Source organism: Bacteroides ndongoniae, from assembly GCF_900108345.1.
Taxonomy (GTDB): Bacteria; Bacteroidota; Bacteroidia; order Bacteroidales; family Bacteroidaceae; genus Bacteroides; species Bacteroides ndongoniae.
The window spans coordinates 1,666,375-1,690,541 of record NZ_FNVV01000014.1 but is presented as its reverse complement, the minus strand read 5'-3'; the positions used below and the strand labels follow the sequence as shown (position 1 = coordinate 1,690,541).

The 24,167-nt window shown below is 39.0% G+C and carries 22 protein-coding genes; 3 read left to right on the top strand and 19 right to left on the bottom strand.

Annotated features, from left to right (window positions below; genetic code table 11):
- Window positions 1–39: 39 nt before the first annotated feature.
- The 18 genes from BQ5591_RS17850 to BQ5591_RS17765 all read right to left on the bottom strand — a co-directional run bounded on the left by BQ5591_RS17850 (window position 40) and on the right by BQ5591_RS17765 (window position 19,886).
- The gene (locus BQ5591_RS17850; RefSeq protein WP_235817140.1) at window positions 40–867 is read right to left on the bottom strand and encodes a YjbH domain-containing protein; all 828 of its coding nucleotides are present in this window, start codon (window positions 865–867) and stop codon (window positions 40–42) included.
- Between the two features lie 56 nt (window positions 868–923).
- Complete coding sequence (locus BQ5591_RS17845) at window positions 924–1,676, bottom strand: WecB/TagA/CpsF family glycosyltransferase (protein ID WP_071150370.1); 753 nt, start codon at window positions 1,674–1,676, stop codon at window positions 924–926.
- A 7-nt stretch (window positions 1,677–1,683) separates the two neighbouring features.
- Window positions 1,684–2,655, bottom strand: coding sequence for an acyltransferase family protein (locus BQ5591_RS17840; protein WP_071150369.1), 972 nt, complete (start codon window positions 2,653–2,655; stop codon window positions 1,684–1,686).
- Window positions 2,656–2,704: 49 nt separating this feature from the next.
- A complete protein-coding gene (locus BQ5591_RS17835; protein ID WP_083381023.1) occupies window positions 2,705–3,772 on the bottom strand; it encodes an acyltransferase in 1,068 nt (355 codons plus the stop codon).
- A gap of 235 nt (window positions 3,773–4,007) precedes the next feature.
- Entirely contained in the window at window positions 4,008–5,174 is a 1,167-nt protein-coding gene (locus tag BQ5591_RS17830; protein ID WP_071150368.1) for a glycosyltransferase family 4 protein, read from the bottom strand.
- 209 nt (window positions 5,175–5,383) lie between these two features.
- The gene (locus tag BQ5591_RS17825; RefSeq protein ID WP_071150367.1) at window positions 5,384–6,340 is read right to left on the bottom strand and encodes a DUF6625 family protein; all 957 of its coding nucleotides are present in this window, start codon (window positions 6,338–6,340) and stop codon (window positions 5,384–5,386) included.
- Between the two features lie 446 nt (window positions 6,341–6,786).
- Window positions 6,787–8,043 carry a nucleotide sugar dehydrogenase gene (locus BQ5591_RS17820; RefSeq protein WP_071150366.1) on the bottom strand — a complete coding sequence of 419 codons (1,257 nt, stop codon included), beginning with the start codon at window positions 8,041–8,043 and terminating at the stop codon, window positions 6,787–6,789.
- 37 nt (window positions 8,044–8,080) lie between these two features.
- Complete coding sequence (locus BQ5591_RS17815) at window positions 8,081–8,965, bottom strand: glycosyltransferase (protein ID WP_071150365.1); 885 nt, start codon at window positions 8,963–8,965, stop codon at window positions 8,081–8,083.
- A gap of 10 nt (window positions 8,966–8,975) precedes the next feature.
- Entirely contained in the window at window positions 8,976–9,866 is an 891-nt protein-coding gene (locus tag BQ5591_RS17810) for a glycosyltransferase family 2 protein (RefSeq protein WP_071150364.1), read from the bottom strand.
- Window positions 9,863–11,152, bottom strand: coding sequence for an O-antigen ligase family protein (locus tag BQ5591_RS17805; protein ID WP_071150363.1), 1,290 nt, complete (start codon window positions 11,150–11,152; stop codon window positions 9,863–9,865). The genes BQ5591_RS17810 and BQ5591_RS17805 overlap by 4 nt, the downstream gene beginning before the upstream one ends.
- An 89-nt stretch (window positions 11,153–11,241) precedes the next feature.
- A complete protein-coding gene (locus BQ5591_RS17800; RefSeq protein ID WP_071150362.1) occupies window positions 11,242–12,366 on the bottom strand; it encodes a glycosyltransferase family 4 protein in 1,125 nt (374 codons plus the stop codon).
- Window positions 12,363–13,508 (bottom strand): glycosyltransferase family protein, encoded by a 1,146-nt coding sequence (locus BQ5591_RS17795; protein ID WP_159434512.1) that lies wholly within the window; start codon window positions 13,506–13,508, stop codon window positions 12,363–12,365. The genes BQ5591_RS17800 and BQ5591_RS17795 overlap by 4 nt, the downstream gene beginning before the upstream one ends.
- Window positions 13,484–14,647: a glycosyltransferase gene (locus tag BQ5591_RS17790; RefSeq protein WP_071150360.1), complete on the bottom strand. Its 1,164-nt coding sequence runs from the start codon at window positions 14,645–14,647 to the stop codon at window positions 13,484–13,486. The genes BQ5591_RS17795 and BQ5591_RS17790 overlap by 25 nt, the downstream gene beginning before the upstream one ends.
- Entirely contained in the window at window positions 14,644–15,852 is a 1,209-nt protein-coding gene (locus tag BQ5591_RS17785) for a glycosyltransferase family 4 protein (RefSeq protein WP_071150359.1), read from the bottom strand. The genes BQ5591_RS17790 and BQ5591_RS17785 overlap by 4 nt, the downstream gene beginning before the upstream one ends.
- A gap of 4 nt (window positions 15,853–15,856) precedes the next feature.
- Window positions 15,857–16,582: a glycosyltransferase family 32 protein gene (locus tag BQ5591_RS17780; RefSeq protein ID WP_071150358.1), complete on the bottom strand. Its 726-nt coding sequence runs from the start codon at window positions 16,580–16,582 to the stop codon at window positions 15,857–15,859.
- 3 nt (window positions 16,583–16,585) lie between these two features.
- The gene (locus BQ5591_RS17775; RefSeq protein ID WP_071150357.1) at window positions 16,586–17,146 is read right to left on the bottom strand and encodes a serine O-acetyltransferase; all 561 of its coding nucleotides are present in this window, start codon (window positions 17,144–17,146) and stop codon (window positions 16,586–16,588) included.
- On the bottom strand, window positions 17,133–18,674 hold the full coding sequence (locus BQ5591_RS17770; RefSeq protein WP_071150356.1) for a lipopolysaccharide biosynthesis protein: 1,542 nt from the start codon (window positions 18,672–18,674) through the stop codon (window positions 17,133–17,135). Before BQ5591_RS17770 ends, BQ5591_RS17775 begins: the two co-directional genes overlap by 14 nt.
- Window positions 18,675–18,908: 234 nt before the next feature.
- The gene (locus BQ5591_RS17765) at window positions 18,909–19,886 is read right to left on the bottom strand and encodes a ComEC/Rec2 family competence protein (protein ID WP_071150355.1); all 978 of its coding nucleotides are present in this window, start codon (window positions 19,884–19,886) and stop codon (window positions 18,909–18,911) included.
- Between BQ5591_RS17765 and BQ5591_RS21485 the strand changes: the two genes are divergently transcribed.
- Window positions 19,872–20,054 (top strand): hypothetical protein, encoded by a 183-nt coding sequence (locus tag BQ5591_RS21485; protein ID WP_159434511.1) that lies wholly within the window; start codon window positions 19,872–19,874, stop codon window positions 20,052–20,054. The two genes, BQ5591_RS17765 and BQ5591_RS21485, sit on opposite strands and share 15 nt — an antisense overlap.
- Before the next feature lie 10 nt (window positions 20,055–20,064).
- On the opposite strand, the gene BQ5591_RS17760 is transcribed toward BQ5591_RS21485, so the two are convergent.
- The gene (locus tag BQ5591_RS17760) at window positions 20,065–20,817 is read right to left on the bottom strand and encodes a hypothetical protein (protein ID WP_071150354.1); all 753 of its coding nucleotides are present in this window, start codon (window positions 20,815–20,817) and stop codon (window positions 20,065–20,067) included.
- A gap of 424 nt (window positions 20,818–21,241) precedes the next feature.
- On the opposite strand from BQ5591_RS17760, the gene BQ5591_RS17755 reads away from it, so the two are divergent.
- Window positions 21,242–21,805 carry a BT4734/BF3469 family protein gene (locus BQ5591_RS17755; RefSeq protein WP_071150353.1) on the top strand — a complete coding sequence of 188 codons (564 nt, stop codon included), beginning with the start codon at window positions 21,242–21,244 and terminating at the stop codon, window positions 21,803–21,805.
- Window positions 21,806–22,084: 279 nt separating this feature from the next.
- Window positions 22,085–23,962: a DUF3987 domain-containing protein gene (locus BQ5591_RS17750; protein WP_071150352.1), complete on the top strand. Its 1,878-nt coding sequence runs from the start codon at window positions 22,085–22,087 to the stop codon at window positions 23,960–23,962.
- Window positions 23,963–24,167 lie beyond the last annotated feature (205 nt).

Genomic DNA, 24,167 nt, shown 5'->3' with positions numbered 1-24,167 from the left:
CTAATTTAATTTATCACAGATTACTCAGATTATCACAGATTAATCCTCAATCCGCTCCTCCCCCCTCTCCTTGGGAGAGGGGACGGGGGTGAGGCCAAACCATCCTTCCCTTTCGTTCTCCTCCGGATCCGTCCGATACATGGCGTTGGCATACGCATCGCCCTGCTGGTTATACGTCAGTCGGAAGTTCGTTGCCGGTCTTACGTTTACCTTCCGTCTCTTCAGCTTATAGGGTGGAATCATCATGATCACCTTGAATCCTCCGTTCGCCTTTCCTTTGTCACTATATTGTCCGTACACACCCACTGTGCAGTGCCTGAAGTGTCTCATCACCTCTGCCACCCCCCCATAGTCCTCGTACAGAAACCGTCCGCCCCGCGCCCTGAACTGCGTGTTCCAGCGGTTCAGATACACATTCGCACCCACCAGTGCGATCACCCGTTCCGGCGTGCTGGCAGCCCATCCCGTAGCCATCGAGCAGAAACCCGTCAGGCCCGCCTGCGCCTCCAGTGCCAGTGCCCGGTTCACCACGTACATGCCCTTCGCATCCACGCCGTAGCGTTCGTCGTCAAACAGACCACCCGTCACCCTCAGGTACCACCGTTCCCCCCAGTGCGCTTCCTTCGACAGGGCCGCCATGTTCAGCCTCACCCGTTTGTAGTACGCCCCATACTGGTTCACCACCGGCACCATCGCCTGCGCCGTCGCCTGCCATCCTTTCCCCATGTTCCATTTCACGCCCGGCGTCAGGTTTATCAGAAAGTCATACACCCTTCCGTTGTGAAACAGATCCCGGTAGTTGAAGTCCACCCCCATAAACAGGTCCACCTGACCCGCCGGGATGGCCGGTTGTGCCACTGCTGTCATCCGGCATAACCCCGTCAGCACAGCCACGATGCAAGCCAGCCTTATCAGTTCCTTCCTCATGCCCTTACCTTCGGTTGCTTCTTGCTCCTTCTCCATTCTCCCCACAGCAGTCCGGGCAGTGTCGACACAATGCCCCAGCAACGTTTCAGCTGCTTCTTCGGTTCCTTGTAGATGCGGTGCACAAACTCCAGATGATGCTTCACCATCCATTCCGGTGCCCGCTGCACGTCTGTTCCGCTGTAGAACTTAAAGGCAGCCCCTACCGCTATCATCACCCCCCGTTTCAGGTGCGGTTTCAGCAGACTCATAAAGATCTCCTGTTTCGGTGCTCCCAAGGCCACCCATACGATGTCCGCCCCGTCCTCCTCGATGGTGCGTGCTATCTCCGGGTAGTCAAAGTCCTCCACCTTTCTGAAGGGCAACTCTATAAACTTCATTCCCTTCACCTCCGGATTCATCTCCGCCAGCTTGTTGCGCAGCCCGTCCAGTGTCTCCTGCGAAGTCCCCATGAAAATCATGCGATACTTCCGTCCCGCCACGATGTCCCTGAAGATCTGGCTTCCGCAGTACTGTTCATACCTTTTTCCATAGATCCACTTCAGGTACAGCGGCACATAGCTGCTGTCGCAGATGGCGAACATTCCCCCGTTCACCACCTTCAGGTATTCCGGGTTCCGGTTTGCGTGGTCCAGAATCACTCCGTCCGCCACGCAGATGTAGTCCGCCTTTCCATCCTTCACCTGTCGGTCGATGCGTTCCCACACCGTCTTGCGGTCAAATTCATATCGGATGTTGAAATACGTTTGCATATTGTAATTATTTTATTAGATTTCCTTTCCCTACAAGGGCTGGTATATATTTATTTGAAAACTTGATGATGAAATACAAAACAATTGCAGTCAATATAGAACAAGGCAAACCTATCAGATAAGGATATACCTCACCTCCACTTATTTTGTGTGACAATCGAGATAGAGGTATCAGTATAAAAAAATGGTATCCCAATATCGTCAGTGTGTTTTCTCCCATAAATTTCAGTGGAGCCAGATATTTCGTTCGAATGAAAGAAAATATCAGGATGGTGAAGATAATCAGTGAAAGACGTTCAACATGCGTGATTGCATTGGGTAAAAAGTCCGATTCTATCTGTGCTTCTGCAATATACAGTATAAGCCCCAATAATCCTGTTATTCCAATGGCACTTATCTTACTCTTTTTATTTTCTGACGTTAACCACTTGGATGATAGATTACCTACGATGAAGAACCCTAACCAATAGGCTGCATTGTTTATCATAAAGGGTGTTGCTATCGAATTAATTTGTTCGCGTAGCATGAATAAGAGTATGGCTATGCCTAATAGAATCCATTTAGGAGCTTTACATATCAGCCAATAGTAATATCTGACGAAGAATATACATAAAATGAACCACAAGGGAACATTGATAAATAGATAGTCAGAACGGCTTGCAGAATCAAAAATATCAAGGATGCATCCCCAGTCAAAAGATTCTAAAGTTCTGAAATCCCAATAATGCAGCACAATCCGGAACGGATAAGAAATCAGGTAGAAAAAAATAAAGGGGATAAGCAAACTGTTGACTTGTTTGGTTGAAAATGTCCCAAACTCATATTTTTTGAAAAACAGTCCCGATAATAGGAAGAATGCTGAATTGACAAAGTCTACAGTTACCCATGACGGATGATCGGTATGTACCCAAATCACTAAGAAAATCACCCATCCTTTAACTAAATCGATAAAATCAATTCTTTGTTTTGCTTGTATCATATTTTTCTTTTTCTAAACTTTTGAAATTTAATTCTTTGAATAGAGTGTGTTAAGCATTATGGCACGTAAGTGAAGCGGATTTTTTTCGGGTAAACAGTAAATTAATCCACTCTTTCACTTGTGCAGTTAGCAGAGAGGCCACAAATACCAGTGGAACTATTACAAAGAAATAGATGCCGAATTGAGCCTGATCGACAAAATGCCGATCGATAAAGTATGGGTAAAATATTTTGTCGAAGATATAGCAGCACAGATACATGTCTAATGAAAGCAGCGAAATACGTGTCAGCACCTTTTTTGTCCATACGTTCCGGATATCAATCTTATAAAGCAATATAAAAGTCAGTACCGCTACAATGGTTCCGAAAACTCCGTTCGATCCTCCTGCTATCTGAATCATGGTATGTTCTTTTACAAAAAGCAAGTTAAATAACGGATTAATAGCGCATATCGCTAAAATGGCTATAATGGCTACTAGTATCTTTTTCCCTTTCAATTCAGGCTCATATTCTCGTATGTATCTGCCGATGAAGAAGTAAGTCAGCGGAAAGACCGATTGCCAGAATCCCGGTACCAGATGTAGCCCGTATCGGTTCAGTAAGTCCGGTAAGGCTGTCAGTACATATAATGTCACCAATAAAATGAGCTTTTGTTTTTGAGTCGGGATAGCCTTGTACAGCAGGTTTAGGAACGGTGTTAACAAATACAGGCCAATCCACATCTCGATATACCAACCGTAGGGAATTGCTGAGAAGTCCAGAATTTTCAGACCCCACTGAATCCACGATAAATTTTCATGCAGATAATACTTCCGGAATAGGATGGTAATAACTGAAAACAGCAGATACGAGATCAATGCTCTCCCCATTCCCTTATAATACTTCCGGTTACATTCTACTTTATGTGCATTCAGATAGCCTGTCATCATAATGAACAACGGTACTCCTGTTGCATTAAACAACAGATAGACTAATCCTTGTCCAAACATCCCAGAAACGTCAAAAATGGTTTCCCTAAAAGGTGTGTTTAACACAAAGAAGTGTCCTGCTATTACCGAAAAAATGGCAAAACACCGTATAATATCAAGCCCTGCTAATCTGTTAGTTGTTTGTTTCATTATTTATAAAATCCTTTATATAAGCTCTGTGGTGATCTAAAGTTTATGGTTTAGTGTTTATGGTTTAAGGAACGAATTGCACGGAATTCACTTGGATTTATATTTTACTCTGTGCAACTCTGTGGTATATAAAAGTTTAAGGTTTAGTGTTTATGGTTTAAAGCATCTATCATTCATTATGCTGAATTATCCCTCAGTTCTCAACTCTAAACCCTCAACGCTCATCCCTCATCCCTCATCCTTTATCCTTCAACCTTAACCCCTCAACCAATTCATTCCATTTCCCATACACCACCTCCGTCGCATACTCCTGTTGCAACTTCCGAAAAGCCTTTTCTCCTAATTCTTCTACCATTTTCGGCTGTTCCCAAAGTGTGGCAATCTGTTGTTCCAAGTCAGCCATATCATTCGGAATAAATAGCCGTCCGATAGCCTTTTCTCCCTTCCCGATGATTTCTGTAAATCCTCCATGATCCGGTCCAATACTTGGTTTGCCATATTGGGCAGCCTCCAGAATAGCCATGGGGAAACCTTCATAACATCGGCTTGGCATTACTATAAAACGGCTGTTGCGAATAAAGTCTTCCAGTTCTTTTCCATGTAGATACCCCATGAAATTGACATTTTCCGGAATCTCTATATTTGTAGCACTTCGTTGTGCTCCGGCAAAACGGAATGCTATTTCCGGATGTCTGCGTGCCACTTCTATCAGCAGATCAAATCCTTTTTCATAACTCAAACGTCCGATGTATGCCACATAGTTTCCTATTGAAGGAGTATAACTAGCAGGAGCCTCCATGCTGTTAGGAATAACGGTGATCCTGTCTGCTGCAAATCCCGCTTCTATCAGCTTCTTTCGTTGAAATTCAGTGATACAGGCAAACTTATCTACACATCCAATGTATGCTTTAGTCAGCCGTGCCACCGCATTACGGGCTGCATAGCCCACCGATTTCAGTAGTGAGCGTTCGCAGTTATACCGCACGCATCCCCATTCATTTCCCTTCTCTAAGCATAGTTCACAAGGCCTTCCGTTCCGCATAAACAGTCCTGTTGGGCAGACCAGTCGGAAATTGTGTACGGTCATCACTACCGGAACTCCTGCTTTCTTACATTCAAACAGCGCAGCCGGGCTGATGAAAGGATATAGGTTGTGTACGTTCACCACATCCGGCTTCTCCCGTTGCAGTGCCTCCCGCATCGCTTTCACTCCACTGGGACAATACAGTCCTGCACAGAATCCTCGTATTTTGCCCGTCAGGCTTTCTCGGCTACCAGCGGTTGATTGACGCAGTTGCGCTACTTCATATCCGTGTGCAGCCCACATAGCCGCCAGTCGGTCAACCACGGCTTCTTCGCCAGAGTATTTCCCGTAGTCGTTATGGACGAGTAGAATTTTCATAATGATTATTCTTCATGATGTTATCCAGATTCAAATGCATAATAAATATTCAATTTATTAATCTAATTTGTAATTTTTTCTTTGACGATATATTTTTTATTCATATAGTAATCAATTATTGTATTAATATTCAATATGATAAATCTTAACTAATTTTTTATTGTAGACTATTTTTGATTCAATAGGGTGGCTTAATATCAAAATACAATTTATTCTACTAACTTATTCATTTCTGATATAAGGGTTCTTACAACCTTATTTTTATAAATTCTAAAAATAAGCCTTTCTTTAAAGTTATGCCATCTAAAACTATTTTTCCAATAGGATATAAACAATCCATTTTTACAGTATTTTCTATAAAGTTTTTCATATCCATCGGAAGAATTTATTATTGTGTTTGGTACTATAATAAAAGATTTGTAATCCGTAACCTTATTCGTTATTGGTCTTTTTAGAAAATGAACATATGCATATTCTCTTACTTCAAAATCATCATTATTTTTACTGATTGCAAATAAACCTTTGGTGTTATCCCAACTAAAAATATTCTTTCTAAATATACCAGTTTCTTTTTCAGATGTTATATAGAAGTTCTTTAATCTGGGATATAAGTTGGCGATTTTTAAGTTGAATGTAGTTAAATGAAGTTTTGAACATATTATATTGAATGTTACTTCATCAAAAAATAATGGTAAATCATTGGAAAATGCGATTTTATAAGCATCTTTATATCTATAAATTCTATTATTCTTATACGTGTTTTTTATAAGTGAAAAATGGCCATAAGATCCGATTTTATCAAAGTCCATATTTGATGGTAGAAAGTGTCTTATATTTCCCCATATAAGATCCACATCACAAAACCCCCAATAATCATATTTTTTTATTTTATCCTCAAATATTTCACCATATGCCGGTTTAAAATTACACAATCTATATGGAGTATTTAACGAGATTTTAAAGTCGTATAATTTTTGAATCTTATTTCTTAGCTCATCAAAAGAATACTTTATAATTTTAACGTTGGCAGGAAGATTATAATTAACTTGAATATCTGTAATAATAATATAATCAATACTACTATTTATCTTACAAGACTCCAACCATAAATCAAAAATATTATCAAACTTTCCAAAATAAGGGATAATGAGTACTATAGAATACATAGTTATATTGTTATCTAATTTGACTATAATAAGAATTTATTTATATAGTATTATATAGATTGGAATTTCATTTTAAGATGGCATATATCTTTAAAATGAACTATCTGTATAGTCCTATTATGATTTTTACTTGATTTATTGTTTAAAATTTATTGAATATGTTCTTAAATGTCGTTTTTGCATGTAAACGATACAATTGGTAAAGTGAAGAGCAAATTCCCATTCGTTTTTGAGTTTCCTGCATGATTATTATTTTGAATTATACGGTTCTGCATTGCTTCGTTTTATATCAGTTTGGTTCTTCTTGCTTTCTGCTTCGTTTGCTGTAATTGTGCCACTTCGTGCCCATATGTAGCTTACATTGTGCCACTAATTGGTTAACCACGGCTTCTTCGCCGGAGTATTTCCCGTAGTCGTTATGGACGAGTAGTATTTTCATACATTCATTAGTCTCTGCTGAAAAGATCCCGTGTATAAACCTTTTCTTTTACTTCATTCAGACAATCATCCAAGCGATTCGCTATGATAACCTGAGAATTCGATTTAAATTCATCCCAATCATTTACTACTTGCGATCCGAAGAATGTACTTCCGTTTTCCAATGTCGGTTCATAGATGATAACTGTTGCTCCTTTCGCCTTTATCCTTTTCATTACTCCCTGAATAGACGATTGCCGGAAATTATCACTGTTTGATTTCATAGTAAGCCGATAGACTCCTATCACACATTTTCTTTCTTCATCAGGAGCATAATCTCCCCGGTTGTAATAATCATAATATCCCGCCATATTCAGTACCCGGTCTGCAATAAAGTCTTTGCGTGTCCGATTACTTTCTACAATTGCCTGTATCAGGTTTTCAGGTACATCTGCATAGTTTGCCAACAACTGTTTGGTATCTTTGGGTAGGCAATAGCCTCCATATCCAAAACTGGGATTATTGTAGAAATTACCAATTCTAGGATCTAAACATACGCCGTTGATAATGGATTGGGTATCCAATCCTTTCATTTCTGCATATGTATCCAGCTCATTGAAATAGCTGACACGGAGAGCCAGATAAGTGTTGGCAAATAATTTCACAGCTTCTGCTTCTGTCAATCCCATGAATAGCGTATCAATATTCTCTTTGATGGCACCTTCTTGTAGCAGAGAGGCAAAAGTATGAGCTGCTTCGTCCAATCGTTTATCTCCTTCCGGTCTTCCAATAATAATTCTGCTGGGATGCAGGTTATCATATAGCGCACGGCTTTCCCGTAAAAACTCAGGTGAGAAAATAATGTTATCTGTGTTCATTTTCTGCCGTATACTCTCTGTGTAGCCAACCGGAACTGTACTTTTAATTACCATGATGGCTTCCGGATTTACCCGTTTCACCAATTCTATCACATTTTCAACACATGAGGTGTCGAAAAAGTTCCTTTTTGGATCATAATTGGTCGGTGCAGCAACCACTACAAAATCCACATCTTTATAGGCTTCCTCTGCCAGAGTTGTAGCTTTAAGGTTGAGGTTTTTATATTTCAGGAACTCTTCTATCTCTTTGTCTGCGATTGGAGAAATCTTATGGTTGATTTTCTCCACCTTTTCCGATACGATATCGACCGCTATTACTTCATGGTGTTGGCTTAACAAGGTAGCGATACTCAATCCCACGTAACCGGTACCGGCAACCGCTATTTTTAATTCATTGAATGCTCTCATAACGTCTTTATTTTTTTGTGTATTCCCGATTCATAAATTAGAATCGAAGCATATTTCTAATCTTACTGTATATTCTCATCTTTATAGAATGATAGTGATAACATTCTTTTTCAATTTGTTTGTTTGGCGAAATCTGTGGATCAAACAAAAAATCGGTGCTTCCTGATTGATCAATATTCACTTTAAAACGTGAATATTGTTGCTTACAGTTCGTTGCTTCTTCGCCAAAGCCTTCATTGTTGACCTTGGATAAAAAGGGACAGACCGCATATTTCCCTGATTTAAATTGATTATAGCAGAACCGTATAGCCCAGGATTTATTTCTTCCTTCCATGTAATCTTCCAGCATAGAAAACATGTCGCTGCCGTTTCTATTAAATGCTTTGATTCTTTGTGGGTTTGAAGAAAATTCCTTCCAGTCTTTCATGTTCCAATCAATTTGCTCCCATCTGTCTTTCCAGGTAGCCCATCCCCATGAAGAAGATCTACCGGATAAATAAACATCTCCTACATAATTCTTCGGACGTTTTATTTTCAGTCCATAACCACAAACAGAAATAATACGGTCATCTTTCTCATAAAAATCCAAAGCTTGATTCATGTAAGATAGGAAATTGGGAGTGCATATAAGGTCATCTTCCAATATGATTGCTTTCTCATATTTTTGAAGAACTGAGCTTACACCGGTAATAATAGAAGTTCCTAACCCTTTATTGGCTGTAGAGACAGTCACATTTGAAGTAATTGTTTGGGCTATTTCTACAACAGCATTTATTTTATTCTGATCATTCTCGTTACGTGGGCCATCTATAAATACAAATTTCTCTGATTCTTTATATAAGAAGTTTGAAACTAATGATTTTTTTAGCCTTTTCAACGCTTCAGGTCGATTAAATGCAAAAATGATGATAGGTGCTAACATCTTTTTTAAATTATATTTTTACAGGAAGTAGATTTAATACTATATATATATATAGTTTATAATTTAAGGGATTATACCTGATAGAGATAAGTGCTTCCCGAATACTTTGTTTACGCATTTTTAATCTCAGGTAAATTGAACTTCTCATCTTATGCCACAATGCGTTGTATAATCTTAATCCCTTACTTGGATGTGCTTTAAGTAATGCTTTCAATTCCTGTCCTACAATATCCTGCTCGGCAGGTATCCTTTTAGGTTTTTCACTTATAGAATATCCTTCTACATTAAAGATTGCATAAGCCTGTTTATTATAGGCTATTTCCCCATTAACAGCCAATCGGGCCCATGTTAATAAATCCTCTCCGGATTTAACACCGATAGGAAAACCACCAATAGATTGTATGACTCTTTTTTTTACCATAATAGTAATAGAACAAATGGGCGGATGGGAACAACTGGCTACTTCAAAGTAATTGGAAAGAATGCCATCTTTACCTTTAAAAGGGAGCTTTCGGATAATGGTGGGCGTCACTTTCCCTTTTGCATCTTTAAATTCATAGTTACAGGCAAATACACTGCATTCCGGATATTTCTGTGCGAGTTCGTATTGAGTCTTCAAATAATCTGGCTTCCATTCATCATCTGCATCGAGGAAAGCAATGAATTCTCCTTTCGCTTCTTCAATTCCCCGGTTGCGTGCAGCCGATACGCCTGCGTTGGTTTGGTTAATCAGGCGGATGCGAGAATCGGTTATTTTACTTACCTCATCTATACTGTGATCCGTTGAACCATCATTCACAATGATAATCTCGAAGTCTTGAAAGGTTTGGTTCAGTACCGTTTGGAGTGTGGAAGCAATGCTATGCTCTTTATTGTATAAAGGAATTATAATTGAAATCATTTTTTCTCATTTTGTTTAAGTCCTAACATCATTCCGTAAAAGCCGAATGGCATAGATAAGGTGGCCATTGAGTAATTGACTACATTATCAGAATATAAGGTTACAAATACTCCCATCATGGATGCTCCGGCTACAATCGAACATATTTTTACACCTGCACTGTTAGTGGAATGATGGGTTCTGAAACAGTCATAAAAAACTAATAATACAATCATCGCATATAATATAAGGCTGATTAGACCATTATCACAACGCATTTGTACAAAATCACTATGGGGAACTTTAAGTCCACCAAATATACGGTTAGTATACATGTAATGCTGTACAGAACCTGTCCCAGAACCTGTTATTTCATGGTCTTGATAAAATTTGTTTTCCAAATGTTCCCACATAGCTGCCCGTGCATTGGTGTTTACATCGTCCATACTGACACTGCCACTTTTGAACTGCTCAATATTGGTTGAACTGTCTTTAAACATTTTCTGGTGTAAGGAGGGGATAAAGAATACTGCCATTACACCGGCTATCAGTATCCCGGCTATGATGGGTAAAGAGCGCATCCTATATTTGATGAAATAGAATGCCATAATGGCAACTAAACTGCCCATAATAGAGGTTCTGAATACCCAGATAAAGCAAGGAATCATAAATAAGATGGCGTAAAAAAGGTTTTTCTTTTTTTCATCCGTATAGTAAAAAAGAGCCAGCGAGAATACGCACATGGATATAAAGTTAATAGCTTTTGCGGTTCCATACCAGAATACCCCTGGAAATAGTATCCATTCTAACATGGGAATAAAGGCTACCACTATGGAAACTATTGCCACCATACGTGCTCCTAGTCCTGCTTTTAGGAATACTTCTGTATCACGTACTGCCGCTGATGCAAATAGCATGATGAGTAAGGGATAGAGGTATTTAAGGATGACCCGGAAACCGTATCCGGGTGAGGGGCTGTAAGTTACCCCAATGACTAACCAAAGAATGAACACAACATAAATAATGGAAGCGGCTGTCCATTGAGACTTGCGTTTACAGATAAATATTCCAATCAGGCAGAATATCTCCAATACTAATAGTCGGATTGCCATTAAATCTAACCCTGCCGGGGCGGAAAGAGCGAGTAAACCTGTAGAAAAGGTCAGTACCCAGAATCTTTCGGGACCGTCCAGCCACATTTGTTCCTGTTGGTTTAATGGGTTCGTCATGGTTCCTCCCGAGGAAGTCAACCATTTGTAACCGATAAATGTGATTATCAGGAAGTAGAGATAATTGAGTAAAATCATAATGTGAGTTTGTAAGTTTTTGAGTTTTTAAGTTTCTTAGTTTTGAGTTGAAGTATGACAATAAATAATGGACTCAAAAACTAAAGAGCTTAGTACTTATATCCTATTTTTTGATATAAGTTATTAAATAATTGACTAAAACGTTCGAAGCTGAATCGTTGTACGTACGTGGTTGCTTTATTGGAGAACTGTTTCCAAAGGGCTGGCTGTTCTATCAATCTATTGATTTGGGCAGCCAAATCCTCTACTTGTTCCGGCTTGTGAAGCAAGCCCACTTCTCCATCCCGTATCACTTCCGGTAAACCGCCGGTATGAGCAGCTACGACGACGCAACCACGTGCCATGCCTTCAATGGCTGTCAGTCCAAAGCCTTCGCTTCGTGAAGGCATCAGCAGGATATCTATGCGGTCGTAGTAGCTTACTAACTTTTCTTGTGGTTGCCGTCCTGCAAACTCTACAGCCTCTTCCAATCCTGCTTTGTGCGCCTGCTCCTCCATCTGTTTTCGCAGACTTCCATCACCGACTATCAGCAGTTGCATTTCCGGGTGACATGCTTTTACTTGTGCAAAGGCAGGCACCACCAAATCCATTCCTTTGATGCCTTCCAAGCGGCTGACGACACCAATTGTCAATGGGTGGTTCTGGCTTTTAGATTGTTTGGATATGGAAATACCCATAGGCAGAGCATTATATATCGTGAAGTGATTTCGTTTTTTCAGTTGAGTTTGTTCGGTATAAAGCAGGGAAGTTCCGAAGAATGAACGTTCCGCCAACTCTGTGATGCAGGTAAATACCCGTACACAATATTGCTGAATGAAGTGTACCAGTCGCAGGCTCGAATAAATGTCGGCTGCCGTATGTGCGGTTGCTATGATTTGACGCATGCCTAACAGACGTAACAGCAGAATCGGAATTGCTCCCGGTGCCATGTATTGTACGTGTGCCACCTCCGGGCGGTATTGCTTTAATACCTTTCGCAGCCCTTTGTAGAGGAAGATGATTCCTTTCCAACCTCTGATGCGTCTTCCTTCTTTACTCAGACAAACCACTTCACTTCCTGCCTCTTGGAATCGAGTAACCATTTCCAAACTGTACTCAAAATAGCATACAGTTACGACTCGATGACGATCTGCAGCCAAGGCCCGTATTAGGTTAAGGGTCTGTATTTCTGTACCGCCTGTTAGTAAGCAGGGAATGCTTATAAGAATGGTCATAATAATTCCTTTTGTATGATTGATAGGTACGTTTCTGGATACCATAACTCCCGATAACAACGGTAAGCATTCTCAGAATACATATTTCTATTTGATATAATTACATTTATAGCATTTGCTATATCTTTTTCACATTCAATTAAGATACCACATTGGTATTCTTCTATATAAGTTAAAGATGGTAATTTGGTTGCTATTACTGGTACTCCACATTTTAAATAATTACCTATTTTCCCAGCTGCTAATCCCATATATGTTGCTCTATATCCCAAATCTTTTTCTGAATATAAGGCAATGCCAATATCAGCCGAAGCAACTAATTTATCTAATTCGAATGTTGAAACAGGATTTAAAGAGTATAAAACTTTTCCTCCGTAATTTGTTTGGTATATTGTTTCAAAATAGGGGTCTCCTTCTAATTTATGGCTTATATGGAAAACTAACTTAATATTGTCATTCCAGCTTTCTGTAGATTCTGCAAGTTCTTTACACTTAAACCATTTCCCAAATCCACCGGAATGCAGTACTATCCTTTTATTAGAAATATTAAGTCGTTCTTGGAGAAAATTACTATTAATACATACTTCAGGTGTGAATGATGAGTTCGGAAGTAAGAGTATGCTATCTTTGTTGAGTTTAAAATGTTCTAATAGAAATTGCTTATGCCATTTATCGTGGGTAATTATATAGCTGGATTTCTCAATAGCCTTGTTTTCTAACTTTTGTAATCTATTAAGAAATGGGTGCTTCTCTGTTATTATTTGCGGATATTCTAACTGAAAGTTAATATGTTTTTTTCCGAGTAATGAACACAACCTTGATGAGATAATATTGCCTATAGAGTCACCTCCTATTATATAATCGATTTTATGAGTAAAAGAGAATAATAAAGATTTAATATATACTTTTATAGATGTTGGTAATTCAAAGAGAGTACTTCTTTCCTTAACTTTGTAGAAGAAAATATTCTTGTGACTAAAAGAATTTACTGTAAATTTTTTGGATTCAGATGTTATGATTGAAACCTGTATTCCGTTTTCTGCCAAAAACATTATTAATGTTTTTAAGCTTGGTATTCTGTCAAGGAATGGTTCCTTCAATATTAATAGTATTGATTTTATCTTTCTATTTCGCTTGTCCATAATTTTAATATATTGTCTATGTTGTATTTATTGACACTTTCTTTAGCTTTTTGTGACATAAACATTCTTTTATCTTTATTGCACATTATATTTCGAAGTTCTTTTCTATATTTTATTTTATTAAATGGTTTGACTATTACTCCACTTTCTTGGTCCTTAATTATATCATATGCAGCAGGAAATGAACCAAAAATTATAGGAACGCATCCGTTCTGCATAGCTTCTGTCAAACTCATTGGAAATCCTTCAAAAATAGAAGTCATACAAAAAATAGATGCTTTTTTGTAATATTCATCCGGTACTTTAAATCCTACCATTTCTATATTTTTTATTTTATTAGCTTTCTTTTCTACTTCTTTTTTATCGGGACCATCTCCTACAATAACCAATTTCCAATCATCTATATCTATATTTTCCCAAATATCCAAAAGAGTGAAAATTTTTTTTGATCTATTGTCTATACGTCCAACAAATAATACGGTATTCTCTTTCTCATTCATATTTAGATTCAAATCCAAATATGTATTAGGATTGGGTATTGCAAATGAAAAATCTCCATATTTATATCTTTGGTCTATTGATTTTAAAACATTTTTATATGAATCTGATAAAACACAAACTCTATGTTTATTTACTAATAGAAAATCATGGTGATTTTTTATTGATTGCCAGATTTTATTTCTTACATATGGATAAATTATACATCTAACTATCCTTTTTATCTTTTCTTTAAATGTATTATTTCTTAGTGTACTTAAATCATTGTATAGATATTTAAAAGATTGTAGAGGGTTGCTATGTAGAACTGATATAATTTTAACATTGCGTCCATTAATATTATTAACAAAATAAGTACCTTCATACAAACCGTGTTGATTTATTACTACATCAATATTGTTCAGATCAAGTATATCTTGATAGAATGTTATGTTTTCTTTACAAAACAAATCCTCCTTAATTGGTAGGTAATAAATCTTATTAACTCCAGAAATTTTGTATTTGTATGAATTATATCGATGTAAGCAAATTATTTTGTATCCAATACTTGTTAAACCTTTAATCAAAGAATACGAAACTCTCTCAACACCTCCCATCTCGGGGATAAATTCATGAGGGTAGAAAAAAAGTATATTTCTCATTTGAATAATTTCTCAAGTTTTCGTTTAATTATAGGTGTAATTATTGGAACAAAATTTGGTATATTAAGCTCACTTAAACTACAGGGACCTGATTCTGGGTATTTAATTTTGCCATTTAGAATATCACTAGATAAAGTGATCAATTTTTTTGCAGCGTTTTGAGGCGACCATACATCATACATTGTTCTATAAGCATTAATAGCATATTTGGTTCTTAAATTAGGGTTATAAATTAAACTTTTTGTTTTATTTAAAAGATCAGAGAACTTCCCAAAACGAAAGGTGTAACCATTGTAGCTATCTTTAACTAAAAATTTTGTAGCACCCGCAGCATCTGAAGCAATAACACAGCATCCATTTCCCATTGCTTCACTCAAAACAGCTCCCCATCCTTCACCATAATCACTCGTAAATAAATATATCTGATGAGATTGCATGATTTTTTGCATTTCAATATTGCTCACGTTACCACACAAATTGACAACATCTTCGACATCAAAACTTTTTATGAGTTGTTTTATCTCTGACATTATTCCTCCATCATTGCCATACATATCAATTGAAAAATCTATTTTTTCTATTTTCAATTGATATGCTAATTTTATTACTAATTCAGGATGCTTGACTGTTGAGAAAGTTGCGCACCATAATATAGATATTTTTTCACTTTGCTGCTTTTTTTGGATCTGTTCAATATTTAAATTAGGTACTTCAATAAAATATCCCCACTTTAATACTTTTCCAGGGTACGATCCAATTATTTTAGTGTCAAATCTTTGAAAGGCATTGGCCGCTAATACATAAACATTATTATTTTTAAAAATAGTATGTTTATTATATAAATCCTTCCAATAATTTAAACTTAATACTCTTCTATCTATTTTTTTTATAAATCTCTCTGTATAACGGAAGACCAATTTGTTTAATTTGATTCTGTCATAAATTAGTTCTTCTGGTGCATCCCCCCATACTATGACATCATATGTTTGGATGATTTTTTTTGCAAGATTTAAATTCTCTTCATTTAGGTACGCCTTTAAAAGATATACTTTATCAGAGTAATCTATATATCCTCTTTTTAAAAACTTTTCGGGAACTTTTTCGAAAGTAACCATTGTATAATTCTTTCCTAAAATCGAATATAATTCGTCTGCAAGAGGGGTTTGATGATGGTTTATAAAATTTGTGAAGAATGCTAGTTTCATCTTTTTAACATTTTAGTTTCTTTTTTAATTTACCTAATTTAAAGTAAGTACTTTCACCAAATATGTTAACAAACCACCTATGCTTTTTGGGGACAGTAAGGCACCAAGTTCCAGAATAGTAATGTATACAAACTGTGTTATCAGTTAATTTGATATTATCATCTGGGTCTTTAGGACAAAAATAATCCTTTGGATAAATATGGATTAAATTATTGTAATTGATATACTTGTTATCTAATATAATGCCCTTTGATGTTAAAATGTTGCTTATTATTACTACGTTAGTTGTATCATTGTATTCTGTTAGATTTTTAATGAATGGAATATTTTTATAATATGCTAAAAATTCTCCTATTAACGGATTATGGATACAACTTCCTATAACTGCGGTTTGAAGGCATATCATATTTCTATTATCTTCATAGCCGATAAAAGCTTTCTTATCTAAAAAAGGATCAAATGTTTTGATTACTTCAACATCTGTGTCTAAATAAATACCTCCATAATGGTATAATGCATATAATCGTGCAACATCTGCGACAAATGCATATTTACCAATGCGATAAGCTTGTGCTGTAAATTTTAATGCGTAAATATTAAAATTTTTTTCGTTCCACTCTATAATCTCATAATCTGGTAATTTCTTTTTCCATGAATTAATGCATTTCATGACAAGTTCGCCTTTGGGCTTTTTCCCAAACCAACAATAATGTATTTTCTTCGGTATCATTTTTTATCTTTTATATGGATTTCCTACTTCTTTTATTTTTTTTGCTGGTATTCCGGCAATTGTAATATTACTTTCTAGAAAACTTTTATTCACTACGGAATTGGCGCCAATTGCTATTTCATCTGCGATTCTTATTTTCCCAAATATTTTGGCTCCAGGGCCTATCCAGATATTATCGCCTAAAATAGGAACCTCGTCGGGTTGAATATTTTGTCCGATATTCACACCAACATGAATATCACAGTATCTACCTACTTTTGCTTTTTCATTTACGATTATTGGACCGCAATGGTTTATCTTTAATCCTTCTTCAAACACGTTAATTGGAATTTCAAAACCTAGTTTTAAACCATAATAATGATGTAGTTTACTAAAAAAGCTAAGCAGTAATCTATCAAATTTTGATTTGTAACAGTTATTGAAATATTCGTGTAACCTCAAGATTATTAGGAACTTCCATATCTCATCTCCATAGAATTTGGGCCTCTTTCTATTTTGTGGAATACCCAATGTCGCTTTATCTATTTGGAGATAGCGTTTTAGATCTTCTTTATTTGTTATCATATTTTATAAATAATCTTTGTAATGTCCTTTTTGAACCTCGTGTAAATAATAGGAATAGGCTACATGCTATTATTGAATATATGAGTATACTAATAAATCCTTGCTTTATCATATTAATTAAGTTAACTGGATAGTTAGATGGAATGATTGATTCACTTATATAATTAGAACTATACAGTGCTATGCAAATCAAAAGAATATGAGTCAGTATATTTTTTAAATAATCATAGAAGCTATGTTTAAATCCTGATCTGTAAAGAAAATAGGGCTTCCATATCCATCCTATTATGAACTGACTAACTATACCTGCTAATACTATACCACTTAATCCTATGTAAAATCCTCCTAAAATTGAAACAATTAAATATATTATTGTCTCAAAAAAAGGAGATAAAGTATCACTAAATAGTCCAAAACCATATAAAAATGTTTCAGAAAGTCTAGTTAATGTTATAAATAAGTTGATTAGTAACAATAACAACACTGTATTGTCAAGAAGATATTCTGTTCCTAACCAGAATGTTATAAATGGTTGTACTAATTTATATAGTAAAAATACTAAAAGGCCTGCAAATATAAACCTATGGGATATTAGCTCCCAGTATAATGACATTATTTTTGTTTTGTTCCCTTCAGCTATTAGATTGCCAACTCCTGCTGAAATGCTACCAAAGACATTGTTAAATAGAACGGATATTTTTTCTATTATTATAGAATAATTGCCGTAATAAGCGACTAGTTGAAGTGAAACAAACGAATATATTAATATAGGAGACATCTGGAATTGTACAAATCCCCCAATTTTATGCAGAAATAGTTGCTTCGTATATTTCATCACCTCCGGATACTTCTTAAACAACAGCTTCCCCTGTTTTACCTCACTCTTTAGCCACGGATAAACCTGATTAATCTTCCAATTAAGAATGAACGAATAGATGATGCCAAATGCTAACTCAATAACTACCCACAGGTAGTAACTACCGGTGTAGTAGGCACTCGCCATCTGGATAAGGGTCTTGACAATGGTAGCTGTCTGGAAGTAGGCGGTAACCACATAGTTCTTCTGGTCGGCACCCAACAGAGTTTGCTTGTAGTTGGCAAAGTAGCCGATGAGTGATGATGTCAGGAAGGCGAAGTAGGCAAAGAAGATGATGCCTAATTCGAACTGGGTGTCGGGGAAGATGAGGGGCAGGAAACAAGCTAAGATACAGCCTGCACCCAGGATGATGCGTCCGATCCAGCGGTACAGGTAACCGAAGACGGAGATGATTTCGTTGATCTTTGCTTCATCGTGGTCGAACAGGGGTTTGTAGAGTACGTAGCCGATGGCAGTACTAATTCCTAACTCCGCCAGATTAAGGAAACCCAACAAATTTTGCAGGGTTCCCGTCAGACCCACAAAGTCGGCTCCCAGACAGTCCAGGAAGATTTTACGGGAGAAGAAACTCAGGGCCAGTGTCAGGAAATAGAAAATCAGGTTGACACGGGCGTTGAGCAATGATTTTTTTACACGTGATTCTTGAGCCACTTTGATAGTTAAAAATTAAAAATTAATAATTAAAAGAATGGAGAAGTTAGGGAGTTAAGGAGTTAAGAAGTTAAGGAGTTAAGCCAATACATTGACTACGCTCAACCTTCAACGCTCAACCTTCAACTATTATTCAACGCAGATAACGCAGATTATCACAGATTAACCATGTTTTTCCGTGTCATCCGTGCTTGAACTTATATTTTAAAGCAATACATCATTTTAGAAGATTTATTATACGCATACTTGGGCATTTCCGCTTAGCTTGACATTGCAGGATAAATCTCGAATGCTAAAGTCTGTTTCAATGCAGCCGTATTGATGAGCTCCTTCCGAGGTTGAATATACACTTTCACAGAACGATTGGTACATACGGATAACTCTCTTTTCCGGTAAGTTATACCTGGAAAAAGTGGTTGTTGCAGCTATCGGAGCAGTGACATTTTGCCTCTTCATCAATTGGGGTAATTGATGAGTACGTGATGAACCGTGATGAGGTATCTTGATGAATGAGACATTCTTAAGAAAATTTTTATCCAAAAACTGCACGTCGTCTCCCATTAAGTCACCACAGAATAGATAATCAAAATAGTTGATTCTTAGGGCAAACATGATGGATAACCGGTTGAAGTCGAAACTGTTGTTGGCGCAGGTGTTTCGTAAGAGCCTAGCACCGCAAGGAGCCAGAAAATATAACTCGGCGGTGATCTCCCGTCCGCTTCGATGCTCTTTGAAGGTCAGTTTCTGATCGTAATGAGTCTCCGGTTGATTTTTCACGACCATGCTCATGTTGTATGTTCGTTTGTTGTTATAATGCTTAAACAGATAATCCATACCTGCACGTGCATCATCTGTCATGTCCAAATTCTTGTTTAACATGGCGGGTAGAAAAATCTGTGCGCGAGCTTCACTGTCTGCTTCGGACAATAGTTCCTGTATACCAGTCGAATGGTCTGTGTCCGGATGTGTCCAGATGAAAGCGTCAATCGAAGAAATTTTTAATTCCTTGATTTTCTCAAGCGTTCCGTTGAATGTACTATTATTATTGTTATTAATCTGAAACGAATCAATCACGAATGAATATAGATGCCGGTCACCGTTGTCAATCACACCCAACACCGATTCACCTTCTGAAGCATAGCCAATAGTGAAAATCCGGAACTTTAAGTTACGGAAATCTTCAATTAAGAACTTCTTGTGGCAACAGTTCATAGCTGGAACAGTTTGGCTTATTTGCGGAAGCCCCGTGTGCCGTTTGCTGATTTATGGGCAGATACGGTGACGCGAACACAGCGTGTAACCCCCGTGACAGAAGGATTCATCGTGCGCACATATTTTACGTTTACTGTAGAAGCACGTTTGGCAGATTGGGCTTTCTGAAATGTCGGCATTATTGGTATAATTTTTCTGAAAAACATAAGGTCGTTTCTGCTTCGGCAGCATGTATCGCACGTTCCAGATACGCATGAGTATGCTCCCAGACCTGAGGAACCGGAAGATATACCATGGTCATAATGTGCGAAACATATTCTTCTTTGCCTGTATCATTTGTAACTTTTCGTAAATCCCGATTCAAATCAATGTCAAAGCCGTCGTCATGGTATGTTTCCGACAATTGTCTGTTAATGGTATTGGTTCCTACATTGGTGAAAGCTTCTGCATCCAGAACAGACCATAGGCTTTCCTCAGGAACAAGCACAGCATGAAACATCCGGCAAGTATAAGATGTGATATCCAGTAGCTGCATAAAAGATGACAAATCGAGTAAAGATGCTATCCCTTTGATATGTTCCTCTTGGAAATTCTGCCCTTTGAGGCGGAAAATGAGAGCCGTGAAATAAGCGCCGACATACAATTTCGCTTCATAGTCGGCAAAGTCGGCAAAATCATTTATCACATACACCTTCTGGCTGATAATGTCCTCGATGGTGATATCCAGTTCTACAGAGATGTCATCCACGTTTATGATTTGAGCTTCCTCTTGCGTAATAATACGTTCACGAAAAGAACACCCGGCATAATTTTCCCGGATGTGAACCATATACCGATCCTTAAAATCTGGCAAGCTTGAATATACGATTCTGATATTCAAATCTTCTGCAAACTGACTGATTACATCTGTATATGCTTTCTTTTGGCACATGAGCGTTCTGGTTTTATTTTTGATTTAAAAAATAACGTGTTTACAAAAATAAATGATTTCGGTGGCTTTACCTAATTTTTCTTGCTTTTTTGTGAAAAATATCCGTAAATGAAGAGGCCAGGTGGGGTGCGATGGATTTGCGGTAATACTAAAATGATTACCATACATGTATTGCACCGTACCAGATGCCGTTGCTGCAAAGATAACACTGTCTTTGTGTATGCTGGAAGTGTTGTTCTCTTTGCAATTTTCTAAATTCAACTATTCGTTACTTTTATCATTCAATTTTGACTATATTATTCAATAAATAAAAAGCTGCTATAAAACACCTATCAATCCGTGAATCAATATAGTTAAAATGTTTGGTAGATTCAGATTTTTATTGTAATTTTACCGCGGAAGTTAACCGTAAATCATTACTAAAATGCTTAACAGTATTATGTCTTTTTTTAATGCTCCTGTCAGCAATAAGGTCCCGACCGGAGTCTGCAATGTTCAGGGACTTTATGAGTATATCACAACAAATCCGAGGCTTCGCGAACTGACCGAACAGGTACGGAGTGTGGCCGATGACAAGCAGGAATATCGTCGGCGCAAACTGGCGTGGCTGCCTTACGTGACACCTGCCGGCGTGTTCTCTTATTGCAAGGGATCCGGACTGCTGGTGCCTTCGGGACTGCTGGTCGTTGACATCGATCATCTGGCTTCGCTGAAAGAGGCGGAGGACTGTCGCGACCGTCTGGCTGCCGATCCCATGCTGAATCCCGACTTAGCTTTTGTCAGTCCCGGAGGACGGGGTGTGAAACTCTTCCTTTCGTATCGCATCATGCCCGAAGAAACGCTGTCGCAAACCTTCGGAAACGCCGTTCAAGCTGCCTGGAGTTATCTGGAACTGCAGTATGGACTGCAACCCGATAAAGCCAACAAGGATCTGTGTCGCGGATGTTTGCTGGCGTATGATGAGGAAGCGAAGAGAATGAAGAATTAATAATTAATAATTAAAAGTTAGGGAGTTGGAGGAGTTAAGTCAATGCATTGATGGCTCTCAACTCTAAAACCTAAACCCTCAACACTCAACCCTCATCCATTATTCATTATTCGTTTTTAATTTTTCATTTTTCATTTTTAATTCTTGATTCCCCTCTCCTTCACCCGTTATTCATTTTTCATTTTTAACTTTTAATTCTTGATTCCCCTCTCCCTCATCCATTATTCGTTTTTAATTTTTCATTTTTAACTTTTAATTTTTTATCGATCCTATATTCCAATGGAAAGTATTGAACTATTGCAGCGGCTGGTAGACGCTGTTGAAAAATCGGGAGCAGACATCGCTCCGACCTACCAGGAATACATGTCGATGGCTTTTGCCATAGCCAACAGTTGCGGCGAACAGGGCCGAACCTATTTTCACCGCTTGTGCCGGATATCGGAGAAGTACCGGCCGACGGATGCTGACAAGTTGTACAACAACGCCCTGAAAGACGGACACCGGAAAAATTCGCTGGGAAGCGTCTGGCATCTGGCCGAACAGGCGGGAGTGACAATCGACATGAATCTTGCAATCTTGCAATCTTGCAACGTCCCTCACACACACCCACGCGCGCGTACGCGCGAGGAGATACCGGCGAACCCGAAGGAGGAGGTGATGGAGCAGTCGCCTGTGAAAGGTGAACCGCCGACCTGTTTCCCTAACCATGACTGGCCTGCTTTCATCCGGCAGATGATGGACTGCGGTGAAACGTCTGCCCAGCGCGATGTGCTGCTGTTGGGCGGACTGACCGTGATCGGGTCGACCCTCAACAAACTGTTGTACACGCCTTATGGCAAAAAAATGAAATATCCCTGTCTTCAAACATTTATCATTGCGCCCCCCGCTTCGGGAAAGGGCGTTATATCGTGGAGCCGGAGGCTGGCGGAACCTTTGCACAACACCTGCATGGCCAACTACCGCAAGGCGATGGAGACCTATCAGCAGGAACATTCGCAATGGGAATGTCTGGGCAAGGAAAAGGCCAATAAGGCCGAACCGCAAAAACCACCGCTGAAACTCTTTATTATCCCCGGTAACAACTCGGGAACCGGTGTCGTGGAGAACCTGATTGATTCCGACGGCATCGGACTGATCTGTGAGCCGGAAGCCGATACGGTGAGCTCGGCCATCGGCGCCGATTATGGTCACTGGAGCGATACGCTGCGCAACTGTTTTGATCATGAACGCCTGGCTTTCAACCGGCGTACTAACCATGAGTATCGCGAATGCCGCTCATCGTTCCTCAGTGTGCTGCTCAGCGGAACACCGGCGCAGGTGCAACCGCTGATTCCTTCGGCAGAGAACGGCCTGTTCTCGCGTCAGGTGTTCTACTACATGCCGCCCATCGAGGAATGGGTGGACCAGTTCGACACTTCCGGACAGGATTACGACCGGAAGTTTATCGCCTGGGGGCAGCAGTGGGAGCGTCTGCTTGCGATGTTGCGGACAGCAGTGTGCTCCATTCGTTTTGAACTGACGGACGGGCAGAAGCAGGCGTTCAACAGCCATCTGTCGCAACTGTTCAGTCACGCGGGGGCGACGCATGGCGACGTGATGAAGAGCTCGGTGACCCGTATTGCCGTCAACCTGTGCCGCATGATGAGCATAGTGGCGCTGCTGCGTTCGCTCGAACCGATGATGCAGGACAGCGAAACTGCTGATACTGCCGCCGGCGAGGCAGACGAGAAGCAACGATTGCGCGATTTCATGCGTCGTCTGCTGGCCTGTCCGGGGCTTGCTGCCGAGGAAGGCACGCCGCAGGAGAACGTGGCCGACGGTGTGGTGTCGCGCTTAGTGCTGTCCATCAGTGAAGCGGATTTTGAAGCTGTACTGGCGCTGGCCGCTCCCCTTTATCGTCATGCCTGTTATATCCTGGAGTTCCTCCCCACTGTAGAGGTGAAATCCGTGCAGGTGCGCAGGCCGGAAATGCTCTTCAATCTCTTGCCCATGTGTTTCAGCCGTCAGGACCTACTGGTGCAGGCCGAACGGTATGGCATCCCCGAGAACACCATCGACTCGCTGCTGAAACGCTTCACCGACAAAGGGCTGCTGGCGAAGACCGGCCGGGGCGAGTACGAATTTGCCTCGCGCGTACGTGCGCGTGGGTGTGTGTGAGGGACGTTGCAAGATTGCAAGATTGCAAGATTTGTTTTTCCCAGTTGGGGAAATATTTTTTCCTAACTGGGAAAAAAAGGATGCGTTAAAATGAAGAATTAAGAATTAAGAATGAAGAATGAAGGAGTTATGTCAATACATTGACGACTCTCAACCCTCATCCATTATCCATTATCAATTATCCATTATCAATTATCAATCCCCC